Below are 11,379 nucleotides of genomic sequence, written 5' to 3'. Positions count from 1 at the left end.
CCCGCTTGCGGGGAGGGGTTGGGGGTGGGGTGCAATGACTGTGGGAATCATAGCTAATTATCCGGACTTGGTATCATAGCATTTTAGATTATAAAGTACAGCTGGCAACGAATGATACTATCTACGGGCTGGCAATTTGAGATGATGAAAGTATTGCCTAGTAGGTATTACAAACGAAAATTCGAGAGGAAGCAAGTAGATGCCTTGGTTTGTCAAGATTGAAGAGGGCAAAGTCGATAAAAACATCTTTGACCAATACGTACCCGCTCACAAAGCTTATGTTGAAGATTTGATAGCCAAAGGACACAAAGCGCGATCGGGCTACTGGGCAAAGATGGGAGGGGGTATGTTGCTGTTTGAAGCTGCTTCAATGGATGAGGCAAAAGCGATTGTCGCTCTCGATCCCTTGGTGCAAAATGGCTGCGTCAATTACCAGCTTTACGAATGGCGGATTGTAGTCGAATAACACACATCTAGTAAATAAGTGTGTTATGATTGTTAGTGACCTGGAACTATGCGACTCCAACGCCCAAATCTTGTCAGAACCGGAAGGTGGCAGCAATACGGGATGCTTGTAGTAGGCGTAGTCTCCGGGTCGCCCAATTTTTAGGAGCGCGTCTCTGCAATGCCTGGTTTTGGAGATATTGTTCAAAAAGCTTTTTACCTCGGTGTCGGGTTAGCTTCTTACGCGGGTGAGAAAGCAGGGGGAAAATTAGCCGAACTGCGATCGCAAGTCCAAAAACTGGCAGATGAAATGGTTGCAAAAGGCGAAATGAATACAGAAGAAGCCCGCCGCTTCGTCGAAGAGATGATGAAGCAAGCTCAACAGCAACCACCATCTGATGCTACCACTCCAGAAAAACGCCCCTCGGAACCGCGTCGCATTGAAATTTTAGAAGACGATGAGCCAACAATGAAAGAAGCATCAACTGACGATGTTGATGAATTGAGTGAAGAAGTGCGAAAACTGCAAGAAGAGTTAAAACGACTGCAACGCGATAAGTAGTTATGAATACCGCGTTACAATTCAGAAATTAATACATATTTCTCAGGGTGTAATATAGTGCTTATATCCATTGAGCACGAAGCGCCCTGTAGAAAGCTAGTAACGGCGTTAATCTTATGGAAAACTGGCAAAAAGATATCGCGGAAATGATAGAAACTGTTGCAGATGAAGTAGATCGCTTCTTCTTGGGAATGGGTGACATGGTGGATGCCTTTTTTGACCTAACTGAAGAAATTAGCGATCAATTACAAAATAGCATTGGTGTTGAAGTTGACCAGTATTTACAAGATTTGGCTGAACCAATTTTAGAAGTATATTGGGGACTCGAAGAAGTTGTTGGCGATGTAGACCCAGCTTTTCCTTATTCAGTTGAAGCAACAAGCCAAGAAAATCCCGCTTGCATTGGTTGTCGTAACTACCACGGTCAAGTTTATGGTGGTAACTTGCTGGTTTGTGCGATGCATCCCGAAGGATATGAAGATGAGAATTGCCCAGACTGGGAACAGCAAGATTTAGGATTTAGAGATGAGGATTTTTAGAAAGGGGAATTAAAACGTGTTTTCAAATCCCACCGACACCCTAGAAGGATGCGGCTATACAAACAAAGTCCGCCTGCGCGGACTAGGAAAAAATAGGGTTTTAGCCCACGTAGGTGGGCTTGGTTTGTGTAGCCGAGGCAGCGCGTTGCGGTGAGTCCACTCGGCGGTGTCGGCGAAGAGAGAGGCTCGAAAAATTTTTAATAATTTAGTTAAGCTATTTATTTTATGACTAACTCGTTACCAGAAACTGCATCTGAGTCAAGTGAAGAAATGAAGTATGGTGAACGCGAAATAGCAGAAGGACAATTAATTACATTTCCGAATCCGCGTGTTGGTCGGCGATACAATATTAATATTTCTTTACCGGAATTTACTTGTAAATGTCCCTTTTCTGGTTATCCTGATTTTGCAACGATTTATATTAGCTATGTGCCTGATGAGCGAGTAGTGGAATTAAAGGCGTTAAAGCTGTACATTAACAGTTACCGCGATCGCTATATTTCCCACGAAGAATCTGCAAATCAAATTTTAGATGACTTTGTTGCCGCTTGTGACCCCTTAGAAGTGACTGTCAAAGCAGATTTTACACCACGCGGTAATGTGCATACTGTCGTTGAAGTGCATCATCAAAAGTCGTAAACTAAACGCACCTTATCTTTATATGGTTCTACTCACCACACCCCAGCAGCAAACCCCTGTAGTGACTTGGGAAAAACTCCCAGACGACTTTATTCTACCCATTGCAAATTCCGACTTATGTGATTTTTGATCCTTATGAAGTCACGCTGGAAGTGTTTCATCTGGAAAATAGTCAATATATTTTGCAGGAACCATCATCAGGACGCTTTTGGATTCCTGAATTGAAATTATTTTTGGGAATTTGGCAGGGAACTCGCTTAGGATTAAATATTTCTTGGCTGCGATGGTGGGATGAAGCGGGTAATTTGCTGTTATGGAGTTCCGAACAAGCTGAAGAAGAACGTCAACGGGCTGATAATGCGATCGCCCAATTTGAAGCTGAACGTCAGCGCAAAGAAGTCCTTGCAGCAAAGTTGCGTTCTTTAGGTATAGATCCAGATGCACAGTAAGGTGAGCGATACTCATGATTGAGTCACTTCTCTCCGAGACGCTGCGCGATCGCGATCGCTTTTTTTTAGCTAATTTTTTCTGTCAGAATACTAGGTTCCTCACTTGGAGTTGGTGAACTTAATTGATCTAAAATATCCAAAATCTCTTGTTCAAAAGCAACTTGAGCGCGATTAGTTTTACCACCCACATATAAGCGATCGCCTTTTTGCAAAGCCCAAATTTGTGAATGGGAAAAGTAACTCATCACCACACCCAGCATTAGCAAAGCGAATCCAGTATAAACAACCGGAATACCTGGATCTCCTTTAATTTGCAAGCCAGTGCTACCAATGACATCAAGAACTTTTAACGTCACTCCATTAACTTCCGTTGTCGCACCAGCACGCACAGTACTAACTAGCTTACCAGTTGAATCGTAAATTAATAACGTGTTTTGCAAATCTTTTGTTAGCAGCGAAACACCTGCACTTAAATCGGGTTTTGTCGGAATCCAAGTTCCCCAAATGCGCCCTTTAGTCTTAGTATTAAGTTGCGTCATTGGTAGCTCGAAAATCGGACTTTTGTTAATTCGGACGCGCACGGCAGCAATACCCCAATCAGTTTGGTACAAAGTTATGCCACGATAACGCAGAGGTTGATTAACAAAAATCGTCTTGCGGTCAATTTCCTTTTCCTGACTGTCTAAAATAGACAAATCTGAGTAAAATTGGTTAATTCCGCCCGAAGGGGTGTAATCAATCCAAAAACGATTGACTTTGACAGACCAATCTTTGGAAATTGACGCGGCTAAAGGTCCCGCATCAATGATATTTTGCACCTGAAAAGTATCGCCACTAGCAACCATTTCTTGTGCTTTAAAACCAGTCAATGCGCCTACAATGGCACCTAAAAGAATAGTCACCATGCCAACATGAACTATAATTGGTCCAATGCGTCCGACTATGCCTTTACGAGCGTAAAGAATATTATCTTTTTCTGGTTCGGAAAAAATCTTGTAGCGGCGTTGCTGTAAAAGTGGAGTGAGGGAAGATAGGGAAACCGTATCTAATTCAGCACTCAAAGTGAGTTTTTGAAATTGTCGCGGTTCTTCGTAAAATTTCCAACGACGGGCAGCTTTTAAAGCTGGTAGCTGACGGGTAAAAGTACAAGCGGTTAAACTGGTGCCAAATAAAATAAGTAATGAGAGAAACCACCAAGTACGATATACGTGGTCTAAACCGACAACCTGAATTACTTTCCAAGTTAGGAAACCAAATAAAGCCGGGTGTTCGGGGTAGTTTGTCTGGTAAAATCCATGAGATTCACCTTGTTCAATGACTGTGCCGGCGATGCTGAAGAGGGCGATCGCAAGGAACATCACAATTGCTAATCGTAAATCTGTCAGCACTCTTAAAAATTCAGTCCGGAAAAACCGCCCAAATGCTGACGACGAACTTGATTCTTTTACAGTTGTATTGTCTAAAGTCATTGATTAAAAATTTCCCAAGGGAATCCGCGACATTAAAGAAAAGACACCAAATCCTACCAACAGCGCTCCACTAACTGGATTAATCCAACCAGACCAACGACGCACTTCGAGCAACTTCTTAATTGAAGCAGTAAAAGTACCCGCCAAAATCAAGGGTGCTACATAACCCGCTGTATATGAAAGTAGCAAAACCGCGCCTAAAACTAAGTCTTGCGTACTGGCTACCCAACCCAGTAAGCTACCTAAAACAGGTGTACTGCAAGGAGAAGCAACGACACCGAAAGTCATTCCAATTAAATAAGAACGCAATCCTTGGGGTAATTCTTGAGAAATCCAGTCCATTCCACCAAAAGAGGGGAATTGCAGAGGTAATGCTTCTAGTAGGTTCAACCCCATAAGAATGGCAATAATACTAACTATAATTGGTAAACCAATTCCTACTTGACCGTAGACTTTTCCTATAAAAGCTGCTATAATACCAAGCCCCGCAAGTGTGGTTGCTAATCCGAGAGAAAACCAGGTAGACTGGGCAGCTGCTTGCAGACGGCTTTTTGCCTCATAACCGCCAATATAGCCGATAGTTATAGGCAGCATGGAAAGCATACAAGGTGTCAGGCTAGTCAGCAACCCAGCAAGAAAAATTACACCGACGCTAAGAAAACTTAGGTGTGTTAATTGGTTAGAAACGAGGGTGTTAGCGAATTGTTCTAATTCGTAAAGTCGGGTTTGGAGGATTTCAAGCATGGGGTAGATAAAGAGAAAAATGCTTACTCTGCTTGAATTTTAGCGTAATTCCTTCTACTATTGGAACTTTCCCATGTGGTGATTCAGTTAAATTAGGAAGCATTTTACAGCACCCTATCGCTTTAATCGAATACACGTAGAGACGTAGCACTGCTACGTCTCTACAAGGTTTTAGGTTTTATATATACTTCATTTACCTGAAATCTGCTCTTCTCGCTTGAGTGCAGTACAGTTTTGACCTGTCTCCAAACCTCTCTCCTACAAGGAGAGAGGCTTTGAGTCTTGCTCCCCTTCCCTAGTAGGGAAGGGGTTGGGGGTTAGGTCTGTATTGTATTTAACTGCAAACCGCTATAATAATTCCTGTGAAAAGTCAGGCAGTTGGTTCCTGGTATTTAACACCTCGTTTATTGTGCCGGTAATTAGCAACGATGGGATAAACAATGTTGCGTAACCGATTGATCGCACCGACAGGACGATGCACTGCTAAACCATTCCCAGGAGAAAAACTGAGATTTTCCCCAAAGTCATCTTCTTTGGGAGAGTGAACGTTCTGATGCTTAACTGTCAGACGTCCAACTGTAAAAAAGGGTGATTCCTCTTCATTCCAAGGAATAGTGGTATCATCAATTGACATTTCTGGGCTAGCTTGAAATTGGATTTGAAAGTCCCAAAAATATTCAGCATCAGGCTTTGCTAGCGCTTGAATAATATCCTCTCGGTAGTAGTTGTCCTCTGAACCTGAGGCTTTGACACCCTTAAGCTCACTTTCTGATCTGGATTCAAGAGGTAGTTCTTGATGAGGTGCTTGAGTAGAAATCGGAGTAAATCCAAACTTGATCACAGCCGGATATTCCACAGGAACTCGACCTGGTTGAGATGGGTCAAAATCAGGCTTTAGTCCCAAAGAATACGCTGAAGCACTCCAATAGCGTTCAATGAGCAAAGTTTTGGGAAACCGTTTGAAACTGGTTTGTAAAAGATTGGATTCGTAGGGATGCAACTTTAGCCATAAAAGCACCAACAGCTTAAAAAGCGGAAATAATCCTGCTCGATAAATCGCCAAAAAAAAGCCGTAGAAGTCTTTGATGGTTCTAACAAAAAAGAGTTCGGTATTGTGGACAATAATATCTTGGGTTTTGAACTCGTGACTTTGGGGTAATCTTTCTCCTTCTACCCCGATTATTTTTACAGCCATTGAGCGGGTATCGCCTTCATAATCATTCTTGACTGAAAACGCACCACTAGCAAATCGTAGCCAAACCGGATATTGTTTCGGTTTTGCAAATAAACCTTGTTTTAAAGAAATGGCAGACAGTTGAGCTTCAGTTAATGAGGTGCGTTTGATCAATTCTTGCTTAATTGCTGCTTCATCAAAGTCAAAGATTTCTAGAGTTCCTTGAACAGCAGCGTGAGTTTTCGCATGGGTATCTCTCTTTGCGGGTTGTTTATTCTCACCCCCGTAAAGATTTTCCATGTTCTTTCTGACCAGTTCACTCATGAGAGCGCAATATTTGCTTTCGTCTTTTTCTGGATATTCGGTAAAGAGTTTCATTTTTTTAGGTAGGATAAACTGATTTATTTTCAAATGCGATCGCTCAAGCTTCGAGATTTGTTTGAAAAAATCAACTATCAGATATTCCTAGTGGCATGGCAAAACTAAAAATGGTGTAATAGAAAAACTGGCTTATATTTCTCAAATCTCAATATTTCAGAGATTTATAATCCACTAATTTAGTCTTGCCACCCCACTAGAGATACAATCTCTTAAAGGTCAAAAGTCACTTTGTACTTCTTGCCTGATGAAGGAACATTACGATTAACTAAATCTGACACTGTATTAGTGTTTTGAATTATTTCCCAACCCACAGGAGAAAAAGTCTCTTTATTGAATATCTTGGGTGATAATAAAGGATTAGTTAACGCTTGAGAAAAGGCATCAATTCCAATTAAGCGTGCTACTAGAGGAGGAATAGTTGAATTTTGCCGCACATCCTCGGCGTAAAGTCCCACAAAGAACTCAATATTATCAACATGACCATATAATTCTTTGAGTTTCTTTTGAGTAAATTCATCACCGCTAATTTGCTCAAACTTCGTCACTCTGGGGAAACCACACAATTCCCGATAATCATTGTAGCTTGCTAATTGTAGCTGTCGTCCTAGTCTGATTGAAGGTAATTCAGTTAACTCAACCAATATATCAGGGGTGTTGAATAAACCAATTCTTGTACCTGGTTGGGAACAAGTTTCCTCCATCAATGCTCCCAAACCTTGATCAATGAACATCTTGTTGTTCCAGAGAGTTGCAGCAATATGGGTTGGTTTGCCGTTATAGTTAAAAGTTTCCGGAATTGCACTATGCCAGCGATAAACAAAGTCAAACTCAATTGCCATATAATTGGGACGATGCCAACTTTCCTTAGTAAAAGCTCCCGGATCGGCAAATAATTTAAAGTGGTAGGGAGTTATGTGGTTAATGTATTCTTGCATGATGATTTTGAGAATAATCGCCATGAGAATATTTCTTGAGGTTTGGAAAAGCCTTTCATCATCCCAATCTGGATAATTCTTAGCTAATTCATCACAAAGACGATTATGCTCGCGCAGACATAGAGTGTTGAGCATGACATAGCCAATTTGCACATTTGCTCGTTCTACTCCCATCGCAAACAAATATTGTTTTTTATCTGCGGGCTGTCTTTTTTCATCATTGATGGGTTCATAAAGACCCTCAAATTGAGGGTCTACTTTACCCTGCGCTGGGTCAGCATAATAAAATAAGGGATATTCTTCTTCTACACCATCTTGGCGTTTGAGTTTCTGAGATTTGAATTTACCTCCTTGAAAGGTTCTTAAAAGATGTGATTGTTTTCTGGTTAAACCATAAACATTAGACAAATCAATTTCATGGTTGGAGGTATTTTTTAATTTATTGTGATGATCGAGACGGAGAAAACTATCAGTAAACCACTGCACCCAATAGGGAAACAGCATAGTTGATTTAGAAGAATAAATGGTTTTACCATCTCTTTTGCGAAATAAAACAGCTAGGTCTTCAACTTTGGGTAGATTTCCCTCAGAGTTGAACTTTGGATTTGGTGGTAGATGTCTTCCTGTGTAAGTGCGATCGTTGAGTGATTCCCAGGAAGTATAAGTATCTGTTTTTTTCGGAATTTCCGTATCAGGAATATGCTCATCTAGAGTCATCATACTGTAGGGATTAGGACGAGTAGGAATTTTATAGATGAGACTGTTAATCAGAGTTTTATTAACTTTATGTTTGAGAGATTTATTGCTTTGGATAAATTGCCAAATCGGTTTAAAGTTTGTTAAAACGAATGTCTGAAGTTGGTTCTCAAACCCGTCTTTGGATGTGTCTCTTTTGGTAGTCATAATTGTTTTTCCTTTCTTTTTTCAAATTGTTTCTTCAATGCACCCTAAATTCTCTGCTTCGATTATCGAAATTCATTCAACCTAATTTATTAGTTTGTCGATAATCTTTTGTAGATTCTTGGGTCGATAGTCTTTGCGACTTTTCAAACGCTCAATCGTGGTTTCATGAATATCTTCAATGGCATCCCCGACATCACGAAACTTGATTCCTGCCAATTTAAAGAATCCAACATTGTTGTTAAAGTCAGAATCAGGCTTAAACTTGATGCCTCCGGGAATTACTTTTGGATCTAAGTCAAGCCCTAATCCTAGTTGAGTGATGGAATCAATCATCCACTGTAAAGCAGCATCTGATAAGCCCCTGTTTTCTTCAGTTCCACCACCAACGCAACCATGCTCACCTGGAAACCACTTTTGAATCACCCGTTGCTTTTCAGCGTCAGGATGCTTTTTCATGGGAGTTACATCAAAGACTTCACGGATTTCGTCGATCGCCACAGCGTGCAATGCATTCTGAATAAATTTGTTTAAAGTAGTGTCATGGAATCTGTAGCGCTTATTCAGTTGATCGTGCAACTGTCTGAAGGCGGGTAATCCAGGAATACCAAGGGCACCAACGGTGTCAAAACAACCAAGCAAGATGATAGGGACGCGAGCGCCGTAAGTTTGACGGTATTCCGTTGCTTCCTTATCGCTGGGTTTAACACCCCGGTTACGGTAAAGCTCGTAAGCTTGATGTGCTTTGGTGACATGGGGACGGTCTAAAAGACCTGAGCAATAGATCATCCCCGCTAGACTTCTAACTGTGTAAGCACCGCGACTGAAGCCAAACAGATAGATTTCGTCACCATCAACATAGTTGAGACTAAGAAATCGATAGCAATCTTCTATATTTTTATCGATTCCGAGTCCGGCAACTCCGCCTAAAATCTTGTAACCGTCGGTTCCAATGCCCTCGTCATAAAATATGACCTGTGTAACCCCGTCATCGGCGATTGATTTCACGGATTGAGCCAGCTTAACCACATTGCTTGGGCAAGGACTGGTTAAGTTTTGCCAGGTTCCATCACAGCATACAACAAGACGTTTCATTATTCCATGTTCACACTCTTTAAGTCATTAAATCAACTTTTTCTCAAAATGTGGGTTTAGTATAGAGCCAAAACTAACGTATTTAAAAAATATTAACATATGTCTGTCACACTACTAATTGTGGACGTTTCAAAATTGGGATCAACGCGATCGCCCAACAATATTTCTCTCGTTTCGTAGAAAATATAGCCTTACATAGGGGATAAAAACCGAAAAAACCGATTGTGAAAGTGGGGGGTGCGGAATCTAAGGTTAAAACTACCCTTCCCTTTCTTTGAGACGCGCAAGGGACGTAGAGAGAGCGTGTAAATTGGTGGTCTCTAAATCTTTTCCACTTCTTGTTTCTATTGAAAATTAGGAAAATGCTAATATTTCATCAATTGCCAGACTAAAGCCTGGGAGAACAGTTTGAGTAGTCACATTTTCTCCAAGACTTAATAATAAATGTTTTTCGGAAGTGATAATGATAATCCATAACGTTTCCGGATAGATCAGCCAAACTTCTTGACAACCTGATTCTAAATATTCTTTTGCCTTAGCAAATAACTCTTCAGCGCTATCATCAGGAGAAGCTATTTCGGCAATTAACGGAAAGCTTTGGGGTAAAGAAGTTGCATTAGCATATTGCGTCAATAGTTCCGGAGTTAAGTAAGAAACATCAGGACGACGACCTTGTTTATTAGTTCGACAAAGCGCTTCTGTGTAGACTTCTCCACCTTGACCGCTGGAGAGCATATGATTTCCCCATGAACGTGCTAATCTAGCTTGAATTAGACTGTGCCGTAATGTCATACCTGTTTTCTCAATAAGTTTACCATCAACCCATTCCATGTTTTCTAAAGGATGATTGAGAAAATCTTCTAAAGAAAAAACTTGAGATTGTGGTGATGTCGTTTCTTGAATTCCTTCAGTAGAAGTTAGCATTGTTGTTTTCTGACTTGAGACATTATTAATTAGGACTTACGCAAAAACTCTCTCGAACTCTTATTTCTCTGTGTTCTCTGCGTACTCTGCGGTTCGTTTTCCCATAATTATGCGTAAGTCCTATAATTATAAAAAGTTTTTAGTAATACCAATTCTATGTGAGGCTGCACATTAACGCCCTCAGAGGGTGTTTGAAAAGTGGTTGGCTGTGATTTTAAGCACTGGCTGATCCCCCCTAGCCCCCCTTAAAAAGGGGGGAAAACCTCTTGAAGTCCCCCTTAAAAAGGGGGATTTAGGGGGATCTAAAACGTTTTGTTACCGACCTAGCCCCCCTTAAAAAGGGGGGAAACCTCTTGAAGTCCCCCTTAAAAAGGGGGATTTAGGGGGATCTAAAACGTTTTGTTACCGACGAGAGGACTTTTCAAACATCCTCTCAGGCTGGAAGCCTGGGGCGTTGCGCGTACAAAGCAGGCACACGCAGGCTAAATTATATGCATCTTCATATAAAATCGGCATGAACAGCTTTAGCATTCTCATCTGATGCTTTTTCGGCAAGAGATTTTAAGCGGCTTGCTCTGATTTTGCGGACGCGATCGCTATTACGAACACCACCCGCCATTTCATATTCGCGGCTGTCTTTGCCGTATTTAATAGCAACTATCATTAACATCTTCTCACAAAACTGACGTAAGTTTTGTTCCATTTCTTCAATTTCAGTTATAGAAGAATCAACCACAGACAAAGCAGTATTATAAACTTCAACTTTTGTACGTAACTGCTCAATTGACACCATCATTTTTTCCAGATTATAATCCTCATCAAATTTGATATCTGGAACAATAGATTTCAGCCCAGAGAATCTTAAGTGAGCTTTTTCTAAAACGCGGGATGTTCTCTTTTGACGAGCCATAAATTTATTTTTAAGATACTTCTAAAGCTAGTTTGCCCTAATTAAATGGCATTTTGGTTCAGCGTAACTCACAATTTTTCTCATAAAATTTTCAGCTAATACCAGTAATTTCTCGGTATCCCAAGAACCCCACCCCGCCAAAGCTACGCTTTGTCTCCCCTCCCCGCCTGCGGGGAGGGGTTGGGGAGCCACTGCATTGCGCGGGTTAAGAGCG

General features: G+C 41.1%; 12 protein-coding genes, 1 other RNA gene and 1 pseudogene. 6 read left to right on the top strand and 8 right to left on the bottom strand.

Features of this window, described 5'->3' with window-relative positions:
* Positions 1 to 199: 199 nt before the first annotated feature.
* From TOL9009_RS0122165 to TOL9009_RS40110, 6 genes and pseudogenes are all read left to right on the top strand, one after another.
* Positions 200 to 466 carry a YciI family protein gene (locus TOL9009_RS0122165; RefSeq protein ID WP_029634699.1) on the top strand — a complete coding sequence of 89 codons (267 nt, stop codon included), beginning with the start codon at positions 200 to 202 and terminating at the stop codon, positions 464 to 466.
* Positions 467 to 503: 37 nt separating this feature from the next.
* Positions 504 to 600: signal recognition particle sRNA small type (ffs, locus tag TOL9009_RS42640), an RNA gene on the top strand.
* Between the two features lie 25 nt (positions 601 to 625).
* Positions 626 to 1,006 (top strand): phasin family protein, encoded by a 381-nt coding sequence (locus tag TOL9009_RS0122160; protein WP_029634698.1) that lies wholly within the window; start codon positions 626 to 628, stop codon positions 1,004 to 1,006.
* A 116-nt stretch (positions 1,007 to 1,122) separates the two neighbouring features.
* Positions 1,123 to 1,545 (top strand): hypothetical protein, encoded by a 423-nt coding sequence (locus tag TOL9009_RS0122155; RefSeq protein WP_029634697.1) that lies wholly within the window; start codon positions 1,123 to 1,125, stop codon positions 1,543 to 1,545.
* A gap of 225 nt (positions 1,546 to 1,770) precedes the next feature.
* Positions 1,771 to 2,184: a preQ(1) synthase gene (gene queF / locus TOL9009_RS0122150; RefSeq protein ID WP_029634696.1), complete on the top strand. Its 414-nt coding sequence runs from the start codon at positions 1,771 to 1,773 to the stop codon at positions 2,182 to 2,184.
* A 101-nt stretch (positions 2,185 to 2,285) separates the two neighbouring features.
* Positions 2,286 to 2,633 (top strand): annotated as a pseudogene (locus TOL9009_RS40110) (hypothetical protein); the annotation flags it as partial.
* A gap of 65 nt (positions 2,634 to 2,698) precedes the next feature.
* On the opposite strand, the gene TOL9009_RS0122140 reads toward TOL9009_RS40110, so the two are convergent.
* The 8 genes from TOL9009_RS0122140 to TOL9009_RS48495 form a co-directional block, all read right to left on the bottom strand.
* Positions 2,699 to 4,102, bottom strand: a complete 1,404-nt coding sequence (locus TOL9009_RS0122140; protein ID WP_029634695.1) for a cytochrome c biogenesis protein — start codon at positions 4,100 to 4,102, stop codon at positions 2,699 to 2,701.
* Between the two features lie 3 nt (positions 4,103 to 4,105).
* Positions 4,106 to 4,846 (bottom strand): cytochrome c biogenesis protein CcdA, encoded by a 741-nt coding sequence (locus tag TOL9009_RS0122135; RefSeq protein ID WP_029634694.1) that lies wholly within the window; start codon positions 4,844 to 4,846, stop codon positions 4,106 to 4,108.
* 370 nt (positions 4,847 to 5,216) lie between these two features.
* Positions 5,217 to 6,398 carry a catalase family protein gene (locus tag TOL9009_RS0122130; RefSeq protein WP_029634693.1) on the bottom strand — a complete coding sequence of 394 codons (1,182 nt, stop codon included), beginning with the start codon at positions 6,396 to 6,398 and terminating at the stop codon, positions 5,217 to 5,219.
* 212 nt (positions 6,399 to 6,610) lie between these two features.
* A complete protein-coding gene (locus tag TOL9009_RS0122125) occupies positions 6,611 to 8,239 on the bottom strand; it encodes a peroxidase family protein (protein ID WP_029634692.1) in 1,629 nt (542 codons plus the stop codon).
* Between the two features lie 81 nt (positions 8,240 to 8,320).
* The gene (locus tag TOL9009_RS0122120; RefSeq protein ID WP_029634691.1) at positions 8,321 to 9,331 is read right to left on the bottom strand and encodes a DUF2235 domain-containing protein; all 1,011 of its coding nucleotides are present in this window, start codon (positions 9,329 to 9,331) and stop codon (positions 8,321 to 8,323) included.
* A 354-nt stretch (positions 9,332 to 9,685) separates the two neighbouring features.
* Positions 9,686 to 10,255 carry a Uma2 family endonuclease gene (locus TOL9009_RS0122115; RefSeq protein WP_051502989.1) on the bottom strand — a complete coding sequence of 190 codons (570 nt, stop codon included), beginning with the start codon at positions 10,253 to 10,255 and terminating at the stop codon, positions 9,686 to 9,688.
* 499 nt (positions 10,256 to 10,754) lie between these two features.
* On the bottom strand, positions 10,755 to 11,165 hold the full coding sequence (locus TOL9009_RS0122110; RefSeq protein ID WP_029634689.1) for a hypothetical protein: 411 nt from the start codon (positions 11,163 to 11,165) through the stop codon (positions 10,755 to 10,757).
* 27 nt (positions 11,166 to 11,192) lie between these two features.
* A partial coding sequence (locus TOL9009_RS48495) for a hypothetical protein (RefSeq protein ID WP_038296520.1) occupies positions 11,193 to 11,379 on the bottom strand: 187 nt, incomplete at its 5' end.

Origin of the sequence: [Scytonema hofmanni] UTEX 2349, assembly GCF_000582685.1 — a bacterium.
Lineage (GTDB): Bacteria > Cyanobacteriota > Cyanobacteriia > Cyanobacteriales > Nostocaceae > Hassallia > Hassallia hofmanni.
Note: the sequence above shows the minus strand (reverse complement) of the source record. Positions and strands in the feature narration are given on the sequence as shown.

Bases quoted from the DNA above. Each gene is read 5' to 3' on its own strand.
- TOL9009_RS0122165 (WP_029634699.1), top strand. From the start codon at position 200: ATGCCTTGGTTTGTCAAGATTGAAGAGGGCAAAGTCGATAAAAACATC.
- TOL9009_RS0122160 (WP_029634698.1), top strand. From the start codon at position 626: ATGCCTGGTTTTGGAGATATTGTTCAAAAAGCTTTTTACCTCGGTGTC.
- TOL9009_RS0122155 (WP_029634697.1), top strand. From the start codon at position 1,123: ATGGAAAACTGGCAAAAAGATATCGCGGAAATGATAGAAACTGTTGCA.
- queF (WP_029634696.1), top strand. From the start codon at position 1,771: ATGACTAACTCGTTACCAGAAACTGCATCTGAGTCAAGTGAAGAAATG.
- TOL9009_RS0122140 (WP_029634695.1), bottom strand. From the start codon at position 4,102: ATGACTTTAGACAATACAACTGTAAAAGAATCAAGTTCGTCGTCAGCA.
- TOL9009_RS0122135 (WP_029634694.1), bottom strand. From the start codon at position 4,846: ATGCTTGAAATCCTCCAAACCCGACTTTACGAATTAGAACAATTCGCT.
- TOL9009_RS0122130 (WP_029634693.1), bottom strand. From the start codon at position 6,398: ATGAAACTCTTTACCGAATATCCAGAAAAAGACGAAAGCAAATATTGC.
- TOL9009_RS0122125 (WP_029634692.1), bottom strand. From the start codon at position 8,239: ATGACTACCAAAAGAGACACATCCAAAGACGGGTTTGAGAACCAACTT.
- TOL9009_RS0122120 (WP_029634691.1), bottom strand. From the start codon at position 9,331: ATGAAACGTCTTGTTGTATGCTGTGATGGAACCTGGCAAAACTTAACC.
- TOL9009_RS0122115 (WP_051502989.1), bottom strand. From the start codon at position 10,255: ATGCTAACTTCTACTGAAGGAATTCAAGAAACGACATCACCACAATCT.
- TOL9009_RS0122110 (WP_029634689.1), bottom strand. From the start codon at position 11,165: ATGGCTCGTCAAAAGAGAACATCCCGCGTTTTAGAAAAAGCTCACTTA.